General features: G+C 73.6%; 22 protein-coding genes. 10 read left to right on the top strand and 12 right to left on the bottom strand.

Annotated elements, in window-relative coordinates; all coding sequences use genetic code 11:
* Positions 1–19: 19 nt before the first annotated feature.
* The 5 genes from FQY79_RS09545 to FQY79_RS15625 all read right to left on the bottom strand — a co-directional run bounded on the left by FQY79_RS09545 (position 20) and on the right by FQY79_RS15625 (position 5,678).
* Positions 20–961: an aspartate carbamoyltransferase catalytic subunit gene (locus FQY79_RS09545; RefSeq protein WP_146312689.1), complete on the bottom strand. Its 942-nt coding sequence runs from the start codon at positions 959–961 to the stop codon at positions 20–22.
* A 74-nt stretch (positions 962–1,035) separates the two neighbouring features.
* Positions 1,036–1,497, bottom strand: a complete 462-nt coding sequence (gene ruvX, locus FQY79_RS09540) for a Holliday junction resolvase RuvX (RefSeq protein WP_146312688.1) — start codon at positions 1,495–1,497, stop codon at positions 1,036–1,038.
* Positions 1,494–2,057, bottom strand: a complete 564-nt coding sequence (locus FQY79_RS09535; RefSeq protein ID WP_146312687.1) for a YqgE/AlgH family protein — start codon at positions 2,055–2,057, stop codon at positions 1,494–1,496. Before FQY79_RS09535 ends, ruvX begins: the two co-directional genes overlap by 4 nt.
* A 176-nt stretch (positions 2,058–2,233) precedes the next feature.
* Positions 2,234–2,860 carry a superoxide dismutase gene (locus FQY79_RS09530; protein ID WP_146312686.1) on the bottom strand — a complete coding sequence of 209 codons (627 nt, stop codon included), beginning with the start codon at positions 2,858–2,860 and terminating at the stop codon, positions 2,234–2,236.
* 121 nt (positions 2,861–2,981) lie between these two features.
* A complete protein-coding gene (locus FQY79_RS15625; protein WP_246123074.1) occupies positions 2,982–5,678 on the bottom strand; it encodes a glycosyltransferase family 2 protein in 2,697 nt (898 codons plus the stop codon).
* 114 nt (positions 5,679–5,792) lie between these two features.
* Here FQY79_RS15625 and prmA point away from each other — a divergent pair, with 114 nt between their 5' ends.
* The 6 genes from prmA (at position 5,793) to FQY79_RS09495 (ending at position 12,517) form a co-directional block, all read left to right on the top strand.
* Positions 5,793–6,710, top strand: coding sequence for a 50S ribosomal protein L11 methyltransferase (gene prmA / locus FQY79_RS09520; RefSeq protein ID WP_146312685.1), 918 nt, complete (start codon positions 5,793–5,795; stop codon positions 6,708–6,710).
* A 652-nt stretch (positions 6,711–7,362) separates the two neighbouring features.
* Positions 7,363–7,905, top strand: coding sequence for a DUF3426 domain-containing protein (locus tag FQY79_RS09515; protein WP_146312684.1), 543 nt, complete (start codon positions 7,363–7,365; stop codon positions 7,903–7,905).
* An 86-nt stretch (positions 7,906–7,991) separates the two neighbouring features.
* On the top strand, positions 7,992–8,330 hold the full coding sequence (fis, locus tag FQY79_RS09510; protein WP_146312683.1) for a DNA-binding transcriptional regulator Fis: 339 nt from the start codon (positions 7,992–7,994) through the stop codon (positions 8,328–8,330).
* Positions 8,331–8,403: 73 nt separating this feature from the next.
* Complete coding sequence (gene purH / locus FQY79_RS09505; RefSeq protein WP_146312682.1) at positions 8,404–9,990, top strand: bifunctional phosphoribosylaminoimidazolecarboxamide formyltransferase/IMP cyclohydrolase; 1,587 nt, start codon at positions 8,404–8,406, stop codon at positions 9,988–9,990.
* A 95-nt stretch (positions 9,991–10,085) separates the two neighbouring features.
* Positions 10,086–11,375 (top strand): phosphoribosylamine--glycine ligase, encoded by a 1,290-nt coding sequence (gene purD / locus FQY79_RS09500; RefSeq protein ID WP_146312681.1) that lies wholly within the window; start codon positions 10,086–10,088, stop codon positions 11,373–11,375.
* Between the two features lie 2 nt (positions 11,376–11,377).
* Positions 11,378–12,517 carry a pyridoxal phosphate-dependent aminotransferase gene (locus FQY79_RS09495; protein WP_146312680.1) on the top strand — a complete coding sequence of 380 codons (1,140 nt, stop codon included), beginning with the start codon at positions 11,378–11,380 and terminating at the stop codon, positions 12,515–12,517.
* 12 nt (positions 12,518–12,529) lie between these two features.
* Here the strand turns inward: FQY79_RS09495 and ygiD are convergent, their stop codons facing one another.
* Positions 12,530–13,390 carry a 4,5-DOPA-extradiol-dioxygenase gene (gene ygiD, locus FQY79_RS09490; protein ID WP_246123073.1) on the bottom strand — a complete coding sequence of 287 codons (861 nt, stop codon included), beginning with the start codon at positions 13,388–13,390 and terminating at the stop codon, positions 12,530–12,532.
* 149 nt (positions 13,391–13,539) lie between these two features.
* On the opposite strand from ygiD, the gene FQY79_RS09485 reads away from it, so the two are divergent.
* Positions 13,540–15,483: an MFS transporter gene (locus tag FQY79_RS09485; RefSeq protein WP_146312679.1), complete on the top strand. Its 1,944-nt coding sequence runs from the start codon at positions 13,540–13,542 to the stop codon at positions 15,481–15,483.
* A 15-nt stretch (positions 15,484–15,498) separates the two neighbouring features.
* Here the strand turns inward: FQY79_RS09485 and FQY79_RS09480 are convergent, their stop codons facing one another.
* The 4 genes from FQY79_RS09480 to FQY79_RS09465 all read right to left on the bottom strand — a co-directional run bounded on the left by FQY79_RS09480 (position 15,499) and on the right by FQY79_RS09465 (position 18,550).
* Entirely contained in the window at positions 15,499–16,416 is a 918-nt protein-coding gene (locus FQY79_RS09480) for a hypothetical protein (RefSeq protein ID WP_146312678.1), read from the bottom strand.
* Positions 16,417–16,481: 65 nt separating this feature from the next.
* Entirely contained in the window at positions 16,482–17,372 is an 891-nt protein-coding gene (gene nudC / locus FQY79_RS09475) for an NAD(+) diphosphatase (RefSeq protein ID WP_146312677.1), read from the bottom strand.
* A 5-nt stretch (positions 17,373–17,377) separates the two neighbouring features.
* Positions 17,378–17,740, bottom strand: coding sequence for an iron-sulfur cluster insertion protein ErpA (erpA, locus tag FQY79_RS09470; protein WP_146312676.1), 363 nt, complete (start codon positions 17,738–17,740; stop codon positions 17,378–17,380).
* Between the two features lie 57 nt (positions 17,741–17,797).
* On the bottom strand, positions 17,798–18,550 hold the full coding sequence (locus tag FQY79_RS09465) for a DUF6776 family protein (protein WP_246123072.1): 753 nt from the start codon (positions 18,548–18,550) through the stop codon (positions 17,798–17,800).
* 97 nt (positions 18,551–18,647) lie between these two features.
* Here FQY79_RS09465 and FQY79_RS09460 point away from each other — a divergent pair, with 97 nt between their 5' ends.
* From FQY79_RS09460 to FQY79_RS15890, 3 genes are all read left to right on the top strand, one after another.
* Positions 18,648–19,229, top strand: a complete 582-nt coding sequence (locus tag FQY79_RS09460; RefSeq protein WP_146312675.1) for a DUF4126 domain-containing protein — start codon at positions 18,648–18,650, stop codon at positions 19,227–19,229.
* Positions 19,230–19,442: 213 nt separating this feature from the next.
* Positions 19,443–21,257, top strand: coding sequence for an EAL domain-containing response regulator (locus tag FQY79_RS09455; RefSeq protein ID WP_246123071.1), 1,815 nt, complete (start codon positions 19,443–19,445; stop codon positions 21,255–21,257).
* A 12-nt stretch (positions 21,258–21,269) separates the two neighbouring features.
* Positions 21,270–24,140 carry a hybrid sensor histidine kinase/response regulator gene (locus FQY79_RS15890; protein ID WP_425463200.1) on the top strand — a complete coding sequence of 957 codons (2,871 nt, stop codon included), beginning with the start codon at positions 21,270–21,272 and terminating at the stop codon, positions 24,138–24,140.
* Positions 24,141–24,176: 36 nt separating this feature from the next.
* On the opposite strand, the gene bfr is transcribed toward FQY79_RS15890, so the two are convergent.
* Both bfr and FQY79_RS09440 read right to left on the bottom strand, forming a co-directional pair.
* On the bottom strand, positions 24,177–24,647 hold the full coding sequence (gene bfr, locus FQY79_RS09445; protein ID WP_146312673.1) for a bacterioferritin: 471 nt from the start codon (positions 24,645–24,647) through the stop codon (positions 24,177–24,179).
* 115 nt (positions 24,648–24,762) lie between these two features.
* Complete coding sequence (locus FQY79_RS09440; RefSeq protein WP_146312672.1) at positions 24,763–24,978, bottom strand: (2Fe-2S)-binding protein; 216 nt, start codon at positions 24,976–24,978, stop codon at positions 24,763–24,765.
* Between the last annotated feature and the right edge of the window lie 86 nt (positions 24,979–25,064).

Raw genomic sequence — 25,064 nt, 5'->3', positions numbered from 1 at the left:
CGCGGCGGCACCCGCGCGCTCAACCGCGCCCGCCGAGCAGGCGCTCGAGCACCGCCATGCGCACCGCGACGCCGTTGGCGACCTGGCGCAGCACCAGCGACTGCGGCCCGTCGGCAACCTCGTCGCTGATCTCCACGCCGCGGTTCATCGGCCCCGGGTGCAGCACCACCGCCCCGGGCGCGGCGCGGCGCAGGCGCGCGGCGGTCAGGCCGTAGTCGCGGTGGTAGTCCTCGAGCGAGCCGACCAGGCCCTCCTCCATCCGCTCGCGCTGCAGCCGCAGCATCATCACCGCGTCCACGCCCTCGAGCGCGGCATCGAGCTCGTGGAAGACCTCGCAGCCGGCGAGGACGTCCTCGCCGGGCAGCAGGCGCGGCGGTCCGCACACGCGGATCCGGCCGGCGCCCAGGGTCCGCAGCGCATGCAGGTCCGAGCGCGCCACGCGCGAGTGCAGGACGTCGCCGACGATGAGGAAGCTGCGCCCGCCGAAGTCATGTCCGAGCGCCTGGCGCAGGGTGAGCATGTCCAGCAGGCCCTGGGTCGGGTGCGCGTTGCGGCCGTCGCCGGCATTGACCAGCACGGTACCCGGCGCGGCGGCGGCAGCGAGCGCGGCGACCGCGCCGTCGCCCGAGTGCCGGACCACGAAACCGCGCACGCCCATCGCTTCGATGGTGCGCAAGGTGTCGCGCGCGGTCTCACCCTTGGTGGTCGAGGAACTGGCAGCATCGAAGCCGAGCACGTCCGCGCCCAGGCGCTGGCAGGCACGCTGGAAGCTCAGCCGGGTGCGGGTGGACGGTTCGAAGAACAGGGTGCACACCGCGATGCCCGCCAGGGACTGGCGCGCGTCGCCGCCGGCGGCGAAGGCCTCGGCGCGATCGAGCAGCGCCTGCAGCGCCTCGCGCGGCAGGCCTTCCAGGGTGAGCAGGTGGACGAGGCGGCCGTCGGCGTCGGTCTGGATGGTCATGGGGCTATTGTCCCGCATCCGGTGCCCTCCGACGCATCCTGGCGCGGCGTCCGGCCGGGCCGGACCGGCGGCCGCTAGAGCAGGGTCGCGTCCCCGGGGGCGGCGAACCAGCGCTCGACGATCACCGCCGCGGCCACCGCGTCCAGCGCCGCGGCGTCGCGGCGTCGGCGGCGGCCTTCGGCGCGCTCGGCAGCGAAGCGCTGCGCCGCCTCGATCGAGCTGCTGCGCTCGTCCACCATCGCCACCGGCAGCCGGTAGCGCGCCTTGAGTTCGGCCGCGAACGCGCGGGCGCGGGCGCGGATCGGCTGGTCGCCGCCGTCGAGCGTCATCGGGTCGCCGACCACCATCGCCTCCGGACGCCACTCGCGATGCAGGCGGTCGATCGCCGGCCAGTCGACGCGCCCGTCGTGCACGTCCACCACCGCCAGCGCACGTGCGCCGGCGCCGTACGGGCTGCCGATCGCCACCCCGATCCGGCGCGCGCCCACGTCGAAACCCAGCACCGTGCCGTCGGCGCGGATCGCGCCGGCGCTCATGCGTGGCCCACGTGCCCGGCCATGCGCATCATGTCCACGCCGATGCCGCCAGCGGCGGCCTGCCAGCGCTGGTCGAGCGGCAGCGAGAACAGGATCTCGCGGCGCACCGGCGCGGTGAGCCAGCTGTTCTCGCCGATCTCGTATTCCAGCTGGCCCGCGCCCCAGCCCGCGCAGCCGAGCGCGACGGCGGCATGTTCCGGCCCGTCGCCCCCGGCCAGCGCCTCGAGGATGTCGCGCGACGTGGTGACCCACAGTCCGTCGGCGACCTCCAGCGAGGAATCCCAGGGCCGCGCGCCGTCGTGGACCACGAAGCCGCGCTCGGGATGCACCGGCCCGCCGGCCAGCACCCGTTGCTCGAGCAGCGCGGGATCCTCGCAGGGAATGTCCATCTGCCGCAGCACCTCGCCCAGCGTGTATTCCGAGGCGCGGTTCACCACCACCCCCATCGCGCCGTCGTCGTCGTGCTGGCAGATCAGTGCAACCGAGCGCGCGAAGCCCGGGTCGGCCAGGGTGGGCAACGCGACCAGCAGCTGGTTGGCGAAGGAAGACGGCATCGACATGGGGCCATTCTAGCCCCGCCCCGAAGGCGGCCACCGTGACGGTCCGGTGCCGGGCCGTATGCCGGCCCCGCCGCCCGCCCGCCGCGACGCCGGCGGACCTGCCGCGGACGCGGCGGCCGGACACGGAACGGGCCGCTTGCGCGGCCCGTCGCGTGGCTGGCGGCGGAACCCGCCGGTCAGCCCTTCACCGCCTCCTGGTAGCGGCGCTCGACCTCGTTCCAGTCGACCACGTTGTAGAACGCGGCGATGTAGTCGGGACGGCGGTTCTGGTACTTCAGGTAGTAGGCGTGCTCCCACACGTCCAGGCCCAGGATCGGGGTGTTGCCCGAGGCGATGCCCTTCATCAGCGGGCTGTCCTGGTTGGCGGTGCTCTCGACCGCGAGCTTGCCCGAGCCGTCCACCGTCAGCCACGCCCAGCCGCTGCCGAAGCGGGTCAGTGCGGCCTTGGTGAAGGCGTCCTTGAAGGCGTCGAAGCCGCCCAGGTCGCTGTCGATGCGCCTGGCCACCTCGCCGACCGGGTTGCCGCCGCCATTGGGCGACATCACCGTCCAGAACAGCGAGTGGTTGGCGTGGCCGCCGGCGTTGTTGCGCAGCGGGCCGCGCTTGTCCTCGGGCAGCGCGTCGAGGTTGGAGATGATCTCCTCGGCGCTCTTGCCGTCCCACTGCGTGCCTTCCAGCGCCGCATTGGCGTTGTTGATGTAGGTCTGGTGGTGCTTGGTGTGGTGGATTTCCATCGTCTGCGCGTCGATGTGCGGCTCGAGCGCGTCGTAGGCGTACGCAAGCTTGGGGAGGGTAAAGGCCACGGCGATCTCCATTCGGTTCAGGGGTCCGTGCTATTGTGCCAGCGCCGGGTAAAAACCGGATCAACCGGCGCGCAATGCTGCTTTCCGCGCCGCCGTCGCGCAGGCGCCCGGGGGCGCGGGCTCAGCCGCGCGGGGGGAAGGCGTAGTCGGCGTTGAGGCTCGACAGCGACAGGTTGGGGTTCCAGGCCGGGTCGGCCTGCAGCAAGGGGCCCCAGCGGCGCAGCATGGCCTCGACCTCGCCGGCAAAGCGGGCGCGCTTCCCGGGGCTGTCCTCGGTCCCGCGCGAGGCCGACTCGTGGTGGTAGAGCTCGGCGAACGGGGTCCACAGGTTGCGGTAGCCGGCCTGGCGCACGCGCAGGCAGAAGTCGATGTCGTTGAAGGCGACCTGGAGCGACTCGTCGAGCCCGCCCACGCGCTCGAACACCTCGCGCCGCACCACCATGCAGGCGGCGGTGACCGCCGACAGCTGCTGGGCCACGCGCGCCCGCCCGCCGTGGCCGGGATAGCCACGCGGCATGCCGCAATACACGTGCGCGGCCACGCCGTGGATGCCCAGCACCACGCCGGCGTGCTGGATGCGGTCGTCCGGGTAGTACAGCATCGCGCCGACCGCGCCGATCTCCGGGCGCACCGCGTGCGACACCATCTCCCGCAGCCAGCCGGGGGTGATCACCTCGATGTCGTTGTTGACCAGGCCCAGCACCTCGCCATCGCACTGCGCGGCGGCCCAGTTGTTGATCGCCGAATAGTTGAACGGGGCGTCGTACCGCAGCACGCGCACACGGTCGCGGCGACCCAGTTCGTCCAGGCAGGCCAGGGCGTCGGGCTCGGTCGAGCCGTTGTCGACCACCACCACCTCGAAGTCGGGGTAATCGGTGCGCGCGAGCAGGCTCTCCACGCAGGTGCGCAGCAGGTCGGCGCGGTCGCGGGTGGGCACCAGCAGGCTGACCCGCGGCGCGGGATCGGGCAGCGGCCAGTGCACCCGGTAGTGGCCGTGGGACAGTTCGCTGGCGCGGGCGCCGGGGTGGCAGCGCGCGAGATGCTCGTCGACCGCACGCGCGCCGGCGGCGCCGGCGTAGTCCTTGGCCTCGCGTGTGAGTGCGGTCGAGCCCTCGATGGCGCGCCAGTGGTAGAGCACCCTGGGCAGGTGGCGGATGCGCGCGGGCTCGAGCCCTTCGCTGCAGCGCAGGACCAGGTCGTGGTCCTGGCTGCCCTCGAACCCCGGGCGGAAGCCGCCCACCGCGCGCACCCGGGCGGTGCGGACCACGGTCAGGTGGCAGACGTAGTTCTGGCTGCGCAGCAGGTCCGGGTTCCAGTCCGGCTTGAAATAGGGATCGAAGCGGCGGCCGTGGGCGTCGAGCTTGTCCTCGTCCGAGTACAGCAGTTCCAGTCCCGGGTCGGCCACGATCGCCTCTGCCATCTCCAGCAGGGCGTTCGGGCGCAGCTCGTCGTCGTGGTCGAGCAGCGCGACGAACTCGCCGGTCGCCATCTCCAACGCGGTATTGGACGCGCGCGCGATGTGTCCGTTGCGCTCGCGCCGGACCACCTGGATGCGCGGGTCGAGCGCGGCGTACTCCTCCAGCACCCGGGCCACCGCCGGGTCCGGCGAAGCATCGTCGGCGATGCACAGCTGCCAGTGCGGGTAGGCCTGCGCGCGCACGCTGTCGATGCAGCGCCGCAGCCAGCGTTCGGGGGTGTTGTAGACCGGCACCAGGACCGAGAAGGTGGGCCCCTGCCCCAGCGCCGCGGCGCGTTCGCGCATCCGCGCCAGTTCGGCCGGCCCCGGGGTGTCGAAGCAGCGCACCCAGGCCGCGTAGGGATCCATCCCGATCCCGTGCAGTTCGTTGTAGCGGCGCAGCAGGGCGCCGGCGGCCGTCGCTACGCCCTGTGCCCGTACCTGGCCCGCGAAGCCCGCGGCGTGCGTCCACCACGACCCGCCGGTGCGTGCGGCACAGCCGCGTAGCAGTTCCCGCAGCGCGCGCAGCCGCCCGACCCGGACCAGCGAGAACGCCTGCACCTGCAGCTGCGTGTTGCGCCACGCCGTGCGCAGCCACAGCCCGCGCGCCGGCGCGTCGAGCACCAGCAGCAGCCGCTGGCGGCCGCTGCCGGCCGCGTCCGGCAGCACCAGGCCCCGGTCGGGCGCCGGCCCGTGGCCGCGGTCGGGCTGCAGCAGCAGCGAATGCACCTGGCCGTCGGCGGCGCGGCAGTCCAGGTCCAGCAGGTACCAGCCCGCCTCGATCGGCAGCCAGTCGGGCACCCGCGCCAGGCCCAGGTCCGCGGCGTCGACCGCCCCCGGCGCGGCCGGCGCATCGGCCCTGCCGGGCGCCAGCAATGCCGGTTCGGCGCGCGCGGGCCAGGGCGCGCGGCGGTAGCGCACCACCTGCGCGCCGGCGCGCGATCCGGCGCGCAACAGCAGTTCGCGCTGGTAGGCCGCGACCAGCGCCTCGGCCACGCCGCGTGGCCCGCGCGGCAGGGCGCGCAGCAACCGCCATGCCGCCGCCAACCGCGACGCGGCACCGGCACCGGCCACCACCCTCCACATCGCGCGCAGTGCGGCGCCGCGGTCGAGCGCCTCGCAGCGCACGTCCACGCCGGGCGCGGCGGCCGCCACCGTCCAGTGGCCTTGCGCGATCGCGACGATGCCTTCGGCGCCATCGCCGGTGGCCAGCATCGGGTAGCGCTGTACCCGCGCGCCGGGCTCGTCGCGGCGCAGCACGAGGGAAGCGGCATCCGGCGGGGACGATGCGATGGACATCCGGTACCAGCCGGATTCGAACCATCGGGACTCGCCTGCCGGCATCGGGGCGTCTTCGCGCATCGGGTCGGCTCGTCGTCGGAAGGGCGCGGTACCTCGCCGGTCCCGACGCGTGGCGCGCCAGTATACGGGATGCCTTTTCGCGCTTGCGTGCGCGCACGGCGCTAGACTGCCGCGATGCCGTTCCTCGAACTCACCATCCGTTGCCCGCAGTCCGAGCAGCCACGTCGCGAGCACGCACTCGAGGACGTCGGCGCGCTGGCGGTGACCCTGCTCGATGCCGAGGCCGGCACCAGCGACGAACGCGCGATCCTGGAACCGGGCGTGGGCGAAACCCCGCTGTGGGATGAGATCGCGCTGAGCGCGCTGTTCCCGGCCGATGCCGACGGGCTGTTGCTGCTGGCCGCGCTGGACGCCTTCGATCCGGCCCTGGACTGGCGCGGCGCCTCGTTCCGCGTGGTCGCCGATCAGGACTGGGAACGCGCGTGGATGGACCAGTACGCGCCGCTGCGCTTCGGCGCGCGCACCTGGATCGTGCCCTGGGACCACGCCCTGCCCGACGCGGCGCGCGCCGACGACGCGGCGGTGGTGCGGCTGGACCCGGGCCTGGCGTTCGGGTCGGGCACCCATCCCACCACCGCACTGTGCCTGCGCTGGCTCGACGCGCTCGCCGGCGCGGGCCGGCTGCAGGGCGCGAGCGTGCTGGATTTCGGCTGCGGCAGCGGCATCCTGGCCCTGGCCGCCCTGGCCCTGGGCGCCGCAGGCGCCGACGCGGTAGACAACGATCCGCAGGCGCTGCAGGCCACCCTGGACAACGCCGGACGCAACGGCCTGGCCAACCGCCTGCGCGCCTGGGCGCCGGAGCAGGCACCGCAGCAGCGCTACCCGGTGGTGGTCGCCAACATCCTGGCCTCGGCGCTGGACGCACTCGCGCCGGTGCTCGCCGCGCGCACCGCGCCGGGCGGGCGCATCGCGCTGTCGGGAATCCTCGATGGACAGCAGGACGCGCTGCTGCGGCGCTACGCCGAATGGTTCGATGCCCTCGACGTGGCCATCGAGGGCGACTGGGTGCGGATCGACGGCATCCGGCGCTGAGCCGCCGCCGGCGTTTCGCCGCACCGCGGCGTGGTTGAATAGCGCCATGTTCATCAACTGCCGGCACTGCCACGCGCTGGTCGCCACCGATCCGGCCACCGACCTGCCGCCCGAGCACTGTCCGCGCTGCCGCGGCGTGCTGCGGCGGGCCGATGCGGCGCCCGCGCCGTTGGAGCCGCCGCCAGGACCGGCGGCCGCGCCGGCCGCGGCCGCGGGCACGGCGCCGGTGCGCGCGCCGGCGGCCGCTCCCGGGCAAGCCGCGCCGGCATCGATCCCGGCCGATGCCGGGACGGGCGGCATCCCCGCCCCGCCGACCGCGGCCGATGCGGACGGCGAACCGCCCACCGCGCCCGGCGCGTCGGAGGCGCCGGCCGTCGCGTCCCCACCGGACGCACCACTTCCGGGACCGGCGGCGGACACGCCCGGCCCGCCCCCCGGGCACCCCCCGCTGCGGCCCGGACCCGGGACCCGGCCGCCCCCCGCCCCGGCACGCGCATCCGCGCCCGCCCCTGCACCGGCGCCAGGCGCCGAACCCGCGTCCGCGCCCGCCGCCGGATCGGGGCCCGAACCGGAATCCGGAGCCGGGACCACGGCCGCGGCCGCTGGCGGCGAGCCTCCCGCAGCCGCGGCCACCGGACACGCCGCCGGGACCGTGGCGCCTTCCACGCCGCCGGGTTCCCGACCGGCGTTCGGCCGCGCGCGGACCACCGACGCGGCCAACGCCACGCCGCGCCGGCGCATCGGCGTCATCGCCGTGGTCGTCTCACTGGTCCTGCTGCTGGCGCTGCAGCTCGTGCTCGCCGACCGCGAGCGCCTGGCCGCCGACGCCGGCTGGCGGCCGCTGGTGGTCGCCACCTGCGGACTGCTCGGCTGCGAGGTCCCGGTCTGGCGCGAGCCCGCGGCGATCGTGCTGCTCTCGCGCGAGGTGCGGCCCGATCCCGACCACGGCGCCCTGCTGCGGGTACGCGCCCGCTTCCGCAACGACGCGCGCTGGGCACAGGCCTGGCCGCGGCTGCTGCTGGTGCTCTCGGACGTGGACGGGCGCGCGGTGGCCGCGCGCGCATTCGAGCCGCACGAGTACCTGGGCGCCACGCGCGGCACGCTGCTCGAACCGGGACAGTCGGTCGACGTCGCGTTCGACGTCCTGGAACCGTCCGTCGCGACCGTGTCCTACACCTTCGACTTCCGTCCCTGACGCGCCACGCGCACGCGTCGCTTCGACGCGCCGCAACATGGACGCGGTGCGCCCCTGGTCGAATTCGCATTGTCCGCTGCGACCGCATGGCGCTAGACTCGTCCGCCCGCGGCGAGGCCGCACGCCGCGTCGCACCGGCCACCGAGCTACCATTGAACGTCCCGGAGCACACCGACAGCACCGCCCGCAGCGCACCGCGCGCACCGCTGCGCGACCACGTCGCCAGTTCGGTGCGCCGCTACCTGGGCGATCTCAACGGCCACAGCACCGACAACCTCTACCAGATCGCGCTGCGCGAGCTGGAGATCCCGCTGTTCCTGGAAGTGCTCGAGCACTGCGACGGCAACCAGAGCCGCGCCGCCACCATGCTCGGCATCCACCGCTCGACGTTGCGCAAGAAACTACGCGAGTACGGCATCGCCTGACGCCCCGCGGGGCCACGGCCGGGCGGACGCGGCGGCTATAATTCCCGCCCCCCGTTTCCCGCCGCGAGCCACGATGACCGCCGACCTCCTGCCCGTGCGACGGGCGCTGCTGTCCGTTTCCGACAAGACCGGCCTGGTCGACCTGGCCCGTGCGCTGTCCGCGCGCGGCATCGAACTGCTGTCCACCGGCGGCACCGCGCGCGCGATCCGCGAGGCCGGGCTGCCGGTCAAGGACGTGAGCGAGGCGACCGGCTTCCCGGAAATGATGGATGGCCGGGTCAAGACCCTGCACCCGGTGGTGCACGGCGGCCTGCTGGGCCGCGCCGGCACCGACGACACGGTGATGGCCGAGCACGGCATCGCCCCGATCGACCTGCTGGTGCTGAACCTGTATCCGTTCGAGCAGGTCACGGCGAACGCCGGCTGCACCCTGGCCGAGGCGGTGGAGAACATCGACATCGGCGGCCCGGCCATGCTGCGCAGCGCGGCCAAGAACTTCGCCCGCGTCGCCGTCACGACCTCGCCCGACCAGTACGCCGGCCTGCTGGCCGAACTCGAGGCCAACGACGGCCGGCTGTCGGCCGCCACCCGCTTCGCCCTGTCGGTGGCCGCGTTCAACCGCGTGGCCCAGTACGACGCGGCGATCAGCAACTACCTGTCCGCGATCACCGACGCGTCCGGCGACGTCCCGGTGCGCGCGCCGTTCTCCGCCCAGGCCAACGGCAGTTTCGTCAAGGTCATGGACCTGCGCTACGGCGAGAACCCGCACCAGCAGGCCGCGTTCTACCGCGACCTGCATCCCGCGCCGGGGTCGCTGGCGACCTTCACCCAACTGCAGGGCAAGGAGCTGAGCTACAACAACATCGCCGACAGCGACGCGGCCTGGGAATGCGTGCGCCAGTTCGACGCCCCGGCCTGCGTGATCGTCAAGCACGCCAACCCCTGCGGCGTGGCCGTGGCCGCCGACGTCGGCCAGGCCTACGAACTGGCCTACGCCACCGACCCGACCAGCGCCTTCGGCGGCATCCTCGCCTTCAACCGCACGCTCGACGCGGCCACCGCGAAGACCATCCTCGACCGCCAGTTCGTCGAAGTGCTGATCGCGCCCGACTACGACGAGGGCGCGCTCGAGTACGCGAAGAAGAAGGCCAACGTGCGCGTGCTGCGGATCCCGATGGCGCCGCCGTCGCCCGGCTTCATCGACGTCAAGCGCGTGGGCTCGGGCCTGCTGATGCAGACCGCCGACGACCGCGTGGTGACCCGCGACGAACTCAGGGTCGTCACGAAGCTGGCGCCGACCGGACAGCAGTTCGACGACCTGCTGTTCGCATGGAAGGTCGCGAAGTTCGTCAAGTCCAACGCGATCGTGTACGCGAAGGACCACCGCACGATCGGCGTGGGCGCCGGACAGATGAGCCGGGTGTACTCGGCCCGCATCGCCGGCATCAAGGCCGCCGACGCCGGCCTGGTGGTGGAAGGCTCGGTGATGGCCTCCGATGCGTTCTTCCCGTTCCGCGACGGGATCGACGCCGCGGCGCAGGCCGGGATCAAGGCAGTGATCCAGCCGGGCGGCTCGATGCGCGATGCCGAGGTGATTGCCGCCGCCGACGAGCACGGCATCGCCATGGTGTTCACCGGCGTGCGCCATTTCCGCCATTGATGCCGCCCGCGCGTCCGCCCCGATTCGCGCCGCGGGCGCGAACCGCCCCTGACCCGGCGGGCTTACACTCAGACCAGATCAACGGATAGGTGCGCATGAAGATCCTCGTCATCGGTTCGGGCGGGCGCGAGCACGCGCTGGCGTGGAAGCTGGCGCAGTCGCGGCGGGTGTCCGAGGTCATCGTCGCGCCGGGCAATGCCGGCACCGCCGCCGAGCCGCAGTGCCGCAACGCGCCGGTGAGGGCCGACGACCTCGACGGCCTGCTGGAGCTGGCCGAGGCCGAGGACGTGGCGCTGACCGTGGTCGGCCCCGAGGTGCCGCTGGTGGCAGGGGTGGTCGACCGCTTCCGCGCCGCCGGCCGCCGCATCTTCGGGCCCACCGCCGCGGCCGCGAGGCTCGAAGGCAGCAAGGCCTTCGCCAAGGATTTCCTCAAGCGCCACGGCATCCCCACCGCGTTGTACGCGGTGCACACCGACGTGGACGCGGCGCTGGCCTACATCCGCGACAAGGGCGCGCCGATCGTGGTCAAGGCCGACGGCCTGGCCGCGGGCAAGGGCGTGGTCGTGGCCATGACCCTGGCCGAGGCCGAGGCCGCGGTGCGCGACATGCTCTCGGGCAACGCGTTCGGCGACGCCGGCGCGCGGGTGGTGGTCGAGGAGTTCCTCGAAGGCGAGGAGGCGAGCTTCATCTCGATGGTCGACGGCCGCACCGCGCTGCCGATGGCCACCAGCCAGGACCACAAGCGCGTGGGCGACGGCGACACCGGCCCCAACACCGGCGGCATGGGCGCGTACTCGCCGGCGCCGGTGGTCACGCCCGAGGTGCACGAGCGGATCATGCGCGAGGTCGTGCAGCCGACCGTGGACGGCATGGCCGCCGACGGCACGCCGTTCACCGGCTTCCTCTACGCGGGCCTGATGGTCGGCGCCGACGGCGCGCCGAAGGTGATCGAGTTCAACGTGCGCTTCGGCGATCCGGAGACCCAGCCGGTGCTGCTGCGCCTGCAGTCGGACCTGGTGGACCTGGTCGAGGCCGCGCTGGACGGCCGCCTGGACAGCACCGAGGCGGTGTGGGACCGGCGGCCGTCGCTGGGCGTGGTGATGGCCGCGCGGCCCTACCCCGGCCCCCCGGTCACCGGCGATCCGATCGCCGGGCTGGACGCGGTGCCGGACGACGTCAAGGTGTTCCATGCCGGCACCGCGCTCGACGGCGACGGCCGCGTGGTCAGCGCCGGCGGCCGCGTGCTGTGCGTGACCGCGCTCGGCGACACCGTGGCCGACGCCCAGCGCCGCGCCTACGCCGGGGTCGACGCGATCTCCTGGGAGCACGCCTTCTGCCGCCGCGACATCGGCTGGCGCGCGATCGAGCGCGAACGGGGGCATTGAGCATGGGCGGTCGCGTCGAACCGTTCCGCGCGATCGCCATCAGCCAGCTGGCGCGCAGGCTGGAAGCCGCCGGCCGGCCGGTGGTGCACATGGAGTTCGGGCAGCCGTCCACGCCCGCGCCGGCCGCGGCGCTGGCCGCGGTGCGCGAGGCGCTCGATCGCGATCCGCCCGGCTACTGGGAAAGCGAGCCGCTGCGCGCGCGCATCGCCCGCCACTACCGCGAGCGTTACCGCGTGGACGTGGATCCCGAGCGCATCATCCTCACCTGCGGTGCCTCGCCCGCGCTGCTGCTTGCGCTGTTGGCGCGCTTCGAAGCCGGCGACCGGATCGCGTTCGCCCGCCCGGGCTATGTCGCCTACCGCAACACCACGCGCGCCGCGCACCTGGTGCCGCTCGAGATCGGCTGCGGGCCCGGGACGCGCTACCAGCTCTCGGCCGCGGCGATCGCGGCGCTGGACCCCGCGCCGGCCGGCGTGATCCTCGCCAGCCCCGCCAATCCCACCGGCACGATCATCCCCGGCGACGAACTTTCGGAGATCGCGCGCGTCTGCCGCGAGCGCGGCATCGTGCTGGTCTCGGACGAGATCTACCACGGCCTGCACTACACCCGTCCGGCGCACTCCATCCTCGAGTACGCGCCCGACGCGCTCGTGGTCAACAGTTTCTCCAAGTACTACAGCATGGTGGACTGGCGCCTGGGCTGGCTGCTGGTGCCGCCGGGCCTGGTCGACACCGCGCGCGCCCATGCCGGCAACCTGTTCCTGACCCCGCCCTCGCCCAGCCAGCAGGCGGCGCTGGTGGCGATGGACTGCACGGACGAGCTCGAAGCGCACCGCGCCACGTACGCGCGCAACCGCGCCCTGCTGCTTGATGCATTGCCGACGCTGGGCCTGGAACGCATCGCGCCGCCCGACGGCGCGTTCTACCTGTGGGCCGATGTCGGCCACCTGACCAGCGACAGCCTCGCCTTCTGCACCCGGATGCTGGAGGAGACCGGGGTGGCGCTGGCGCCAGGCGTCGACTTCGACCCGGTCGACGGCCACCGCTACATCCGTTTCAGCTTCGCGCCGGCCACGGCCCATGTCGAGGAGGCGCTGCGCAGGCTCGCGCCCTGGTTCGCGGCGCAGCCGCGCATCGGCTGAGCGCGCGCGGCCTCAGACGTTGGCCGCGTCCGGCGGCAGGCTGGTCGCGAGCGGGGCCGCGCCGCCTCCGCCGGTCGTCGCATCGGGGCAACGCGCCTCCAGCGCATACGCGGTCATCGACAGCGCACCGTAGCTGTAGCCCTCGACCAGGGTGGACGCCGGCCGCTGCGCCGCGGCGGCCATCCCGGCCACGTACAGCAGCGGCAGGAAGTGGTCGGTGATCGGCACCGCCGCGCGGTAGTCGGGATGGGCGGACAGCGACGGCACCTCGTGCGGCGCCTCGCGCATAAGCTGGCGCGCACGCTCGTCGAAGCGGTGGGCCCAATCGAAGCCGGCGTCGGGCCGCTGCCAGTCGATCGCGCGCAGGTTGTGGACCACGTTGCCGCTGCCCACCACCAGGATCCCGCGCTCGCGCAGCGCGGACAGCTTCGCGCCCAGCTCCAGGTGCCAGTCCAGCGGCTTGCGGGTATCGAGCGAGAGCTGCACCACCGGGATGTCGGCATCGGGGAAGGCATGCACCAGCACCGACCAGGTGCCGTGGTCCAGGCCCCAGCTGTCGCGGTCGGCGCCAACCCGGTCGGGCCTGGCCAGGTCGGCCACCTCCTCCACCAGGTCCGGCAGGCCCGGCGCCGGGTACTGCACGGCGAACAGCTCGGGCGGGAAGCCGAAGAAGTCGTGGATCGTGCGCGGGCGCGGCATCGCGGTCACCGCCAGCATCGGCACGTACCAGTGCGCGGAGATCGCCAGGATCGCGCGCGGCCGCGGCACCGAGGCGCCGAACGCGCGCCAGGCCTGCGTGTAGCGGTTGCGTTCGAGCGCATTCATCGGCGAGCCGTGGCCGAGGAAGGCGGCGGGCATCAGGGGCGTGGACATGGCGCGCTCCACCGGGCGGGGACGCGGCCACTCTAGCAACCCGGCCGGAGGGCGGCGTGGCCAACGCCGGAACGCACCGGCGCGGGCGGGCCCGCGGTGCGCCGGGCAGCGACGGCCCGCTACACTCGGCGCCAGCCCACGGAGGACGCATGGCGCACGAGCCCGGGCACGACGCGCCCAACCACCATTCGCAGTTCGACCTGCTGCGCCAGCGCCGCTTCCTGCCGTACTTCACGGTGCAGGCGCTGGGCGCGTTCAACGACAACGTCTACCGCCAGGCGATCATCGGCCTGCTCGGCGCGATGGCCATCGCCGGCACGATCTCGACCGGGACGCGCGCGCTCTACACCCAGCTCGCGCCGGCGATCTTCATCCTGCCCTACTTCCTGTTCTCGGCCACTGCCGGCCAGATCGCGGAGAAGCTGGAGAAGCAGCGCCTGATCGTGATCACCACGACGATGGAGATCGCGATCATGTCGCTGGCCGCGGTCGGCTTCGTGCTGCAGAACATGCCGCTGCTGCTGGTGGCGCTGTTCTGCACCGGCCTGCAGTCCACGCTGTTCGGCCCGGTGAAGTATTCGATCCTGCCCTCGGTGCTCGCGCCCGAGGAGCTGACCGGCGGCAACGGCCTGGTCGAGATGGGCACCTCGATCTCGATCCTGCTGGGCATGGTCGCGGGCGGCTCGATCTTCCTGCTCGCCGGCGCGTCGGGGCCCTACGTGGCCGCGGTGGCGATCATCCTGCTGGCCGTGGCCGGCAACCTGGTCGCGCGCAGGATCCCGCGGGTGCCGGCAGGCGATCCGGCGCTCGGGATCGACTGGAACGTGCTGCGCCAGTCCTGGCGGATCTGGAAGCTCACCCGGCGCCAGCTGGCGGTGCGCAACGCGGTGCTGGGCGTGTCCTGGTTCTGGTTCATCGGCACCGTGCTCACCGCGCAGCTGCCGATGTACGCCGAGGCCAACCTCGGCGGTACCCAGGCGCTGTACATCTTCGCGCTGGCCCTGTTCTCGATCGGCGTGGGCGCCGGTTCGCTGCTGTGCGAGAAGCTGTCCGGGCGCACGGTGGAGATCGGCCTGGTGCCGCTGGGCGCGCTGGGCGTGAGCGCCTTCATGCTCGACCTGTACTTCGCCCGCCCCGGTGCGGCGCTGGCGGCGGGGCTGTCGGTGCGGGAGTTCCTCGACGCGCCGGGCAGCTGGCGGATCGTGGCCGACCTCACCGGCATCGGCATGTTCACCGGCTTCTTCGTGGTGCCGCTGTTCGCGCTGATCCAGAGCCGCACGCCGCGGGGCGAGCTGGCGCGGGTGATCGCCGGCATGAACATCCAGAACTCGCTGTTCATCGTCGCCGCGGCCCTGATCGGCATCGCCGTGCAGCAGCTGCTGGGCTGGAGCATCCCGCAGCTGTTCCTGGCGCTGGCGATCGCCAACGCGCTGGTCGCGATCTGGATCTTCACCATCGTGCCCGAATTCGCGATGCGCTTCGTCAGCTGGCTGATGGTGCGCACGCTGTACCGGCTGGAGCTGCACGGGATCGAGAAGCACGTGCCCGACGAGGGCCCGGCGCTTATCGTGTGCAACCACGTGAGCTACATGGACGCGCTGATCCTGGCCGCGACCATCCCGCGCCCGGTGCGGTTCGTGATGTACCACAAGATCTTCAACGTGCCGGTGATGCGCTGGATCTTCCGCACCGCGCGCGCGATCCCGATCGCCGGCGCGCGCGAGGACCCGGCGCTGATGGAGCGCGCCTTCGATGCGATCGATGCGGCCCTGGCCGAAGGCGGGATCATCGGCATCTTCCCCGAAGGCGCGCTGACCCGGGACGGCGACATCGCGCCGTTCAAGCCGGGCGTGGAACGGATCGTGCGCCGCGCGGCCGAGGCCGGGCGTCCGGTGCCGGTGGTGCCGATGGCGCTGTGCGGGATGTGGGCCAGCATGTGGAGCCGGCGCGACTCGCGGCTGGGGCGGATGCGGGTGCCGCGGCGCTTCCGTGCCCACGTGGTGGTGATGGCGGACGCGCCGATCACCGATCCGGACGTGACCGCGCAGCAGCTGGAAGCGAAGGTGCGCGCGCTGCGTGGCGACCGGGCCTGAGCGCGAGGTCCGCGCTCAGCTGACCCAGCCGGCGATCACGAACAGCGCGATCACCGCCAGCCACAGCAGCAGGCTGCGCCGGAACAGGCTCATCGCGTCGCGCAGTTCCGGCAGCGGCCCGAGTTCGAGCACCAGCGCGCTGCCGGGCGGCACGCCGGCCCCGGCGTACTCCTCCGCCTCGTCGGCGATCTCGCTGCGCACGCTGGCGCGCGCGGCGGCGGCGAGGAAGCCGGCGTCCAGGCGCAGGTCGGCGCCGCCAGCCTCCTTCCAGGCCTCGAGTACCGCGTCGAAGTTGCCCACCAGGGCCAGCGACAACGTCGCCAGCTGGGCCGCCGGCCAGTCGAGCACCGCGAGCAGGGTGCGCGCGGCCCCGGCCAGCGCGGGGGGCAGGCGCGCGGCCACTGCCTCCTCGGCGGCGACCGCGGCCAGGCGGTAGAGCAGCGCGCCCACCGCACCGAGCAGGGCGAACCACAGCAGCACGCCGAACCAGCGCCGCAGCGCGGCCCCGGCGACCGCGCCCACCAGCGCCGGCGGACGCAGGCTGGCCTGGTCCCTGCGGCTCTCCGGCCACAGCGCCGCGGCGGCGGCGCGGCGGCCGTCGCCATCGGGCGCCTCCACGACGTCCTCGACGTCGCGGTCCAGGTCGCGCGGGCCCCAGGCGTGGAACAGCACCGCCACCGCGAACAGCAATCCCGGGAGTCCGAACAGCACGCCATCGAGCAGCCACTGCAGCAGGGCCACCAGCAGCAGCGGCGGACCCAGGGCCAGGACCAGGCCCCAGCGGCCGGCGAGGACGCCGCCCTCGCCCAGGCGCGCGCGCAGCCAGTCCAGCCAGCCCTCGAACCAGCCGTAGTGGCGCAGCAGGGCAGTCAGCTCGCGCGCCAGGTGCCCGAGCACCAGCGCCACGACGACCGCGAGCAGGGTGGCGAACATGGGCCGATTCTAGGGGCCGCGGCGATGCCCGGCGAATCCGGGCCGCCGCGCGGCCGCGTCCGCGCTCACGCCGCGCCGCCCCGGTGCCAGTATTCGACCAGCCAGCGCGAGATCGACAGCCGCGGCGAGAGCAGCAGGCCCTGTTCGCGCGTGCGTCCTTCGAGTGCGTCGCCCACCTCCTCGCGGGTGAACCAGCGCGCGTCCTCGAGCTCCTCGTCGCTGGGGCGCGGCACGTCCGGCTCGGCCTCGGCGATGAAGCCCAGCATCAGCGAAGAGGGGAACGGCCAGGGCTGCGAGGCCAGGTAGCGGCAGCGGCGCACGCGCACCGCCGATTCCTCGAACACTTCGCGCACCACGGTCTGCTCCAGCGTTTCGCCCGGCTCGACGAAGCCGGCCAGGGTCGAGTAGCGCCGCGGCGGCCAGTCGGCCTGGCGCCCGAGCAGCAGGCGCTCGCCGTCGGTGACGGCCACGATGACGGCCGGGTCGGTGCGCGGGTAGTGCTCGCTGGCGCAGCCCTCGCAGCGCCCGAGCCAGCCGGCGCGCTCGAAGCGCAGCCGTGCGCCGCAGGCGCCGCAATGACGGTGGCGCGCGCGCCAGTGCAGCACCGCGCGCGCCTGGGCGAAGGCGGTGGCCTCGCGCACCGGCCAGCTCGCGGCGGCGGTGCGCAGGTCCACGCGCGGCGCGCCGGGGTCGGTGGCGGGATCGGGCGCGGCGAACCAGGCCCGACCGCCCTCCATGCCCAGCAGCACCGCCTCGGCCTGCAGCGCCGGATGCGCCGCGCCGCGCTCGTCCACCGGCGCGCCGCCGGTCGCGCACAGCGCGCGCCCGTCCGCGTCGAGCCGCAGCAGCCGCGCATCGGGCCACAGCTCCGCCAGGCGGTCGCCACGGGTGCGCAGGAATTCGGCGCGGTCGAGCGCGCCTTCGACGAAGGCGAAGCCCGGGGTCGCGCCGGCCATGGCCGTCAGACGACGAACGAGGACCCGCAGCCGCAGGTCGACCTGGCGTTCGGGTTGCGGATCGTGAACTGGGCGCCGTGCAGGCTCTCGGCGTAGTCCACCGTCGCGCCCATCAGGTACTGCAGGCTGAGCGGATCGACCACCATGGTCACGCCGTCGGTGGTGATCGCCAGATCGTCCTCGGCCTGCTGTTCGTCGAACTCGAAGCCGTACTGGAAGCCGGAACAGCCGCCGCCCTGGATGTAGACGCGCAGTTTGAGCGCCGGGTTGCCTTCCTCGGCGATCAGTTCGCGGACCTTGCTGGCCGCCGCCGGGGTGAATTCCAGCGGACGCTGCAGCGCGAGATAGTCGGGAGCGGGCGAAGACATGGGATCAGGATGGGGCGCGGCCGCCGCGACTTCAAGCCGGGGCCCGGCACGCAGCGTTCATTCGGCCGCCGGCGCCGGCGCCTGCACGGCCTCTTGCCAGGCCAGGGTCTTCTCCAGCGGCTTGCCGGAGGTGGGCGCCAGCCGCGCCACCACCCGCAGCGGCTCGAAGCCCGGCGGCAGCACCACCTCGCCCTCGAGCTGCTGGAAGTACTTGAACGAGTACTCCACCCCCTCCGCGTCGGGCTGCTGCCGCAGCGCGGCCCAGTCCAGCCGCTCCAGGCGTCCCTCGCGGGTGCCTTCCACCGCCAGCGTCAGGCGGCCGCTGCTCACCGCGCCGCGGTTCAGGTTCTGGGTCAGGGTGACCGTGTAGTGCCAGGCCTGCCCGGTGCGCGGCGTCAGGACCAGCTCGTGCACCGCCAGCCCGCGGCGCTGCGCGGTGGACCCGACAAAACGCTCGTAGAACGCCACGTCCGCGCGCAGCGCCGAGATCTCCTCCTCGCGCTCGGCCAGGGCGCCCTGCAGGTCGCGGTTGGCATCGCGGCTGATCTGGTCCGAGCGCGCCAGGGTGGCGACCTCCTGTTCCAGCGCCTCGATCCGCGCCCGGGCGGCGGCCGCGTCCAGTTCCCCGCCGGGGCCGGAGCGCGCCACCGTGGTCCACACCCCCCACAGGCCGAACAGGATGGCGGCCACGAACACCGCCAGCACGGCGTAGCCGGCCGGCGAGGACGGCACCACCTCGGCCGGCCCCGGCGCCCGTTCCTCGCGCCCGGCGGGCCGCTCGTCCGCCTGGCTGGATGGAGGCTCGGTCATCGCGCCGGTATAGCGACGCGCCGGCGCCCGCGTCAAGGCGCGCCCTATACTCCGACCGCAGGCGCCGAAGGTCGCCGCCCGCCCGCGAGGAGTGCCCATGTCCGAAGCCCACCTGTTCGCCATCGGCGTGCTGCTGGCCTGGCTGGCGGGGGTCCGCGCCTACCTGACCGTGTTCGGCGTGGGCCTGGCCGGCGTGCTGGGCTGGCTGGACCTGCCGCCGGCGCTCGAAGCCACCACCTCGCCCTGGGTGCTGGGCGTGTCCGGCATCCTGGCGCTGGCCGAGTTCCTGGCCGACAAGATCCCGGGCGTGGACTCGGCCTGGGACCTGCTGCAGACCCTGGCGCGGATCCCGGCCGGCGCCTTCCTCGCCGCCGCCGCGCTCTCGCCCGATGGCAAACTCGGAGCCGGCATGCTGGCGACCGGCGCCGGCGTGGCGCTGGCCAGCCACGCGGTCAAGGCCGGTTCGCGCGCCCTGCTCAACATCTCGCCCGAGCCGGTGAGCAACTGGACCGCCTCGGCCACCGAGGACGTGATGGTGGTCGGCGCGCTGGGCCTGATGTGGACCTGGCCGTGGCTGGTGCTGGGCGTGGTGGTCACCCTGGGCGTCGGCCTGCTCCTGCTGCTCTGGTGGGCGTGGCGGCGGCTGTTCCGGCGGGCGCCGCGGCCGGCGGCCCCCTGAGCGCCCGGCCGCGTCCGGATCGCGGCCCCGCCGACCGGCGGCGCGTCCAGAGGCACCGGCTGTCGTGGGGGTGCGCGCGCTTGGGCGATAATGCCCGGCCCAGGGGGAGTGGAACGATTCGCGTGGCTGCGCAGGCAGGCTACCCGCCCGATCATCCGTCGTGCCGCACGTGCGCGGTTGCCCGTGCACGTCCTTTCCGGCAAGGTTTCCGCGGTGTCTGACGCCGACAATCGCCAACGCGCGGAATTCCCGCCGGCCGGGTACTGGCGCCGCTGGTGCGGGGACGCGGCGCCGCCCGAGCCGCCGCGCGCCGACCCGCCCCCGGCCCCGGCCCAGGTCGCGCCGCCGCCCGCCGCCGCCCCCGGCCAGCAGGCCGAGCCCTGGCGCGTGCTGGTGGTCGAGGACGACCCGAGCCAGGCCCTGTTCGCCGAAAGCGTGCTCAATGGCGCAGGCATGCAGGCCCAGGTGGTATCGGTCACCAGCGAGGTGATGGGCGCGCTGGAGCAGCTGCGCCCCGACCTGGTGCTGATGGACCTGCACATGCCCGGCCTGGACGGCGCCGAGCTGACCGCGCTGATCCGCCAACGGCCCGAATTCGCCACCACCCCGATCGTGTTCCTGACCGGCGACGAGGACCCCGAGCGCCGGTTCGAGGCCCTGGACCTGGGCGCGGACGACTTCCTGCGCAAGCCGGTGCGACCCAAGCACCTGGTTTCGGCGGTGCAGAACCGGATCGTGCGTGCGCGCGCCCTGCAGTCGCCGGCCGGGGCCAGCCACCGGCATCCGGCCACCGGGCTGCACACCCGGCCGCAGATGCTGCAGATGCTCAACGCCACCGTGCCCGGGGGCGGCGACGGGGCGGTGTTCTTCGTCGAGATCGCCGGCGTGGCCGCCCTGCGCGACCGCTTCGGCTACGCGGCGCTGGAAACGCTGCTCACCGACGCGGGCCGGCGCCTGGGCGAGATCGCCGGCGAGCACGCCGCCTCGCGCCTGAACGACAATACCTTCCTGGTCCTGGCCACCGGCCTGGCGTCCGGCGCCCAGCCCGCGTTCGCGCGCCAGCTGCGCGACGGGCTGGGCGGGCACGTGTTCGCGGTCGGCGAGGAACAGCTGCGGCTGCGCGCGGTGGTCGGCTTCGCCGACCTGGCGCAGCGCTTCGACGACCCCGGCCATGCGCTCTCGGCAGCCGAGGAGGCGCTGCGCGCGGCGCGCGGGCACGTCCATGGCATCGCCGCCTGGGAGCGGCCGGTGCCGGTCGAGGACCAGGCGCTGGCGGCGCTGGCCGAGGAACTGCGCGACGCACTGGCGACCGGGGGGCTGCAGACCGCGTTCCAGCCGATCGTCGCGGTGGCCGGCGGCAACGAGGCCCAGTTCCAGGTGCTGCTGCGGATGCGCGACTCGCAGGGCATCGAACACGCGGCCGGCCAGGTGCTGGCCGCGGCGGCGCGGATCGGCGCCACCATCGACGTCGACCGGCGGGTGATGGAGATCGCGATCGGCGCGCTGCGGCGGCAGAAGCTGGAGAACCGCGCCCTGCGCCTGTTCGTGACCCAGGCCCCGACCACCCTCGCCCACCAGGGCCACGCGCAGTGGCTGCTCCAGTCGCTGGCCGAGGCCGGCGTGGACGGCGGCTCGCTGGTGGTGGACGTGCGCCAGGAGGACGCGCTGGTGCACGCGCTGTCGCTGCAGGAGTTCTGCCGCGAGATGGTGGCCGGCGGCGTCCAGCTGTGCCTGAGCCAGTACAGCTACGGTCCCGAGGCCAATGCCCTGCTCGGCCAGCTGCCGCTGGGCTACGTGCGCCTGGCGGCGCGCTACTCGAGCCAGCTGCACGAGCCGGCGGTGCGCGACGAGATGCGCAGCGCGATCGACCACGCGCACCGGCTCGGGCTGCAGGTGATCGGCCAGCAGGTGGAGGACGCGCAGTCGGCCGCGACGCTGTGGATGACCGGGGTCGACTTCATCCAGGGCAACCTGGTGCAGCGGCCCGCGGGCGAGCTCGAATTCGATTTCCACAACTCGGTCCTGTAAGGACGCACGCTGATGGGGATGATCAGCACCAGACAACCCTCCAGCGCGATGCTGCGATGGTTCACCCTTGGTGCCGCCGGTGGCGCCGCGGTGACCATGGCGCTGCATGCGCTGGGACTGGACGGCCCATGGCTCGGCGTCGCCCTGGTGATGGCGCTGCTGGCCGCGTTCGCGGCGATCGCGGTGTTCTACAACATCCGCGTGCGCGAGCGCGAACTGCGCGAGGCGCAGGAGCGCACCCAGCGCGACGAGCAGCTGCTGGGCGAACTGCAGCGCGAGCTCGAGCGCCACGCCCAGCTCGAACAGGAGCTGCGCCTGGCCAAGCAGGCCGCCGAGTCGGCGGTGCTGGCCAAGGGCGAGTTCCTGGCCACCATGAGCCACGAGATCCGCACCCCACTCAACGGCATCGTGCCGATGCTCGACCTGCTGATGCACGCCAGGCTCGCGCCCGACCACGCCGAACTGGTGCGCACCGCCTACCTGTCCTCGCAGCAGATGCTGCGGATCGTCGACGACATCCTCGACTACTCCAAGCTCGAGGCCGACAAGCTCGAGCTCGAGACCACCGCGTTCAACCTGCGCGAGCTGCTCGAGGGCGTGATGCAGCTGATGGAGCGCCCCGCCCAGAGCAAGGGCCTGCGCCTGCACATGCAGATCGACCCGGGCGTGCGGCTGCCGGTGCGCGGCGACCCGGTGCGCCTGCGCCAGGTGCTGGGCAACCTGGTCAGCAACGCGGTCAAGTTCACCGAGCGCGGTTCAGTCACGGTGTCGCTGCGCAAGCTCGGCGAGACGCCGTCGCAGCACCAGCTGCGCTTCGAGGTCCGCGACACCGGCATCGGCATCTCCCAGGCCGCGCAGTCGCGCCTGTTCCAGGCCTTCAGCCAGGCCGACGCCTCGACCACCCGCCTGTACGGCGGCACCGGCCTGGGGCTGGCGATCTCCAAGCGCATCGTCGACCTGATGGGCGGGCGCATCGGGGTCGAGTCCGAACCCGGGCTCGGTGCCACGTTCTGGTTCGAAATCCCGCTGCTCAAGGTGCAGGGCGACATGCAGGCCGAGGAGCGCCCGCAGCAGGGCGGCCGCCTGCTGCTGCTCAGCGGCGACCCGCGGCTGCGGCTGCGGCTGAGCATGCTGCTGCCCAACTGGGGCCTGCGCGTGACCTCGGTGGAGACCACCCAGGAAGCGCTCGACCGCCTGCGCAACGCCGCCAACCAAGGGCCGCCATGGGCCTATTCGATCGTGCTGGCCGACCTGGCGGGCATGCGCAACACCGCGCTCGCCCTGCACCGCAACCTCGGCCGCCAGAACGTGTACGGCGACCTCCGGCTGGTCTGCCTCTACGGGGAGGATCCGGTGCCCGACGAACTGCAGCGCAGCGTCACCCTGCTCAGCCGCCAGGCCCCCGATCCGGACCTGCGCGCGGCGTTGTTCGAATCCTCGGAGGCGCCCGCCGCCGGGGAGTCCGCGCCGGACGCGGCGCCCGCGGCCGTCGCTGCGACTCCGGCCGCCACCCCGTCCCCGGCCGCGCCCGACGGCCTGGCCGCGCGCAAGCCGCGGGTGCTGCTGGTGGAGGACAACCCGGTCAACCTGATGGTGGGCCAGCGCCTGCTGGGCGTGCTGGGCATCACCTGCGACACCGCCAGCAACGGCGAGGCCGCGCTGCTGCGCATGTCGGCCTCGCGCTACGACATCGTGCTGATGGACTGCCAGATGCCGGTGATGGACGGCTACACGGCCACCCAGCGCTGGCGCGAGACCGAGGCGGCCAACGGCGACGGGCGCCGCCTGCCGATCATCGCCATGACCGCCAACGCCATGGCCGGCGACCGCCAGAAGTGCCTGGACGCGGGCATGGACGACTACCTGCCCAAGCCGGTCACCCGCAGCGAACTCGAACGCTGCCTGCACCGCTGGTGGGATCCGGACCAGATCCCGGTGCCACCGGAGTTCGCCGACCTGGCCGGACGGCCGGCCGGTGCGGACGCCATCGACGCGCCGACCTCGACCTCGCTCGACCCGCAGCTGCTGGGCCTGCCGACCGCGGAGGCCAGAAGCGATGCGCCGGACCGCGACGCAGCCCCCGCCGCGGCCACTGCGGCAGCCGTCGCGCCGGCGCCACCACCCACCCCCGCCATGCCACCCGATACCGCGGCGCCCGACGCCGCCCCGCCCGCACCCGCTGTCGCCCGACCCACGCCGGCGCCACGGCCCGCCCGCACCGGCACGGCCCAGCCCGCGGGCGCCGACGGCCGGATCGAGCCGGTGGTGCCGGCGTCGTGGGCCGGCGCGCCGAAGCCGGCGCCGGCCCCGGCCGCGCCTGCCGCCCCCGCGCCGCGCCCGGCCATCCTGCCGGCCACGCCCGCCCGGGCGCCTGGCGGGTCCCCATCCAATGCGCCCGCCGCGCCCGTGCGCGCGGCCGCGCCACCGGTTCCCCCGACACCACCACCACCGGCGTCCCCGCCCCCGGCGCCTGCTTCCGGAGCCGCCACCATGCAGCCTGCCGCACCATCGGAGCCGCCCAGGCGTCCGCTGGCCCCGGTGCTCGACGCCAGCGTCCTCGACGACCTGGAATCGATGCTGGGGGAAGAAGTGGACCGCCTCGTCGATGTCTTCCTCGAAGACAGCCCGCGCCTGATCCGGGCGCTCGAACGCGCCGCCGCCGGTCCCGACTACGACGCCCTGCGCGACGCCGCGCACTCGCTCAAGTCGTCGAGCGCCAACCTCGGGGCGCTGTCGCTGTCGGCGGCGGCCAAGCGCGTGGAGCTGGCCGCGCGCGAGCGTTCGCTCGAACGCCCGGCGGTGGCGGTGGCGCTGATCTCCAACGAGTTCGCCCGCGCCCGCCAGCAGCTGCTGGCCCGCCGCGACGCGCGCGCGCGCGGATGAGCCGGGGCGCGCCCGCATGCGCGGGCGCGTCGCGGCTCAGTCGTCGAGCTTGCTCTGCAGGTAGTTCTGCACGCCGATGCGTTCGACCAGGTCGAGCTGGGTCTCCAGCCAGTCCACGTGCTCTTCCTCGTTCTCGAGGATGTCGGCCAGCAGCTTGCGGCTGACGTAGTCGCCCACCGATTCGCAGTGCGCGATCGCCTCGCGCAGCAGCGGGATGCCCTCGAGCTCCAGCGCGAGGTCGCAGCGCAGGATCTCCACCGGCGTCTCGCCGATCTTCAGCTTGCCCAGCGCCTGGAAGTTCGGCAGGCCCTCGAGGAACAGGATGCGCTCGGACAGCATGTCCGCGTGCTTCATCTCGTCGATCGATTCCTCGTACTCGTGCTTGGCCCACTCCTCCAGGCCCCAGTTCTTCAGCATCTTGGCATGCAGGAAGTACTGGTTGATCGCGGTCAGCTCGTTGTAGAGCGCCTTGTTGAGATAGCGGATGACCTCTGCGTCGCCCTTCATGGCCGGACTCCTGCAAGCGTGGAACGGGGACACCACACTCTAGCGCCACGCGCGGACACGTGGCGGAACACGAATCGGGTGCATTTGTATCCGCGGCCGCGGAAGGGGGGCGGGTTCAGGCGGCGCGCGACAGGACCACGAGCGCGGTGGTGGCCGCGGGCGGGCTGGACGGCCGGCAGGCCTCGAGCAGGGCACCGGCGGTCTCGATGCAGGTCCCGCAGCAGGCGCCGACCCCGGTGCGCATCGTCAGCTCCGGCAACGAACTGCAGCCGGCCTCGGCCGCGGCGCGGATGTCCTGGTCGGTGATCCCGTTGCAGATGCAGACGTACAAGGTCGTGGGCCGATGGAGGAGAGCGGGCCGTTATTGCGCCACAACATGAGAATGATTGTCAACAAGACTATCGGTCCCATTAGCCC

The sequence above is a fragment of the Luteimonas wenzhouensis genome, assembly GCF_007859305.1.
GTDB lineage: Bacteria > Pseudomonadota > Gammaproteobacteria > Xanthomonadales > Xanthomonadaceae > Luteimonas > Luteimonas wenzhouensis.
The sequence above is the reverse complement of the archived record's forward strand: the minus strand, read 5'-3'. Positions and strand labels throughout refer to the sequence as shown.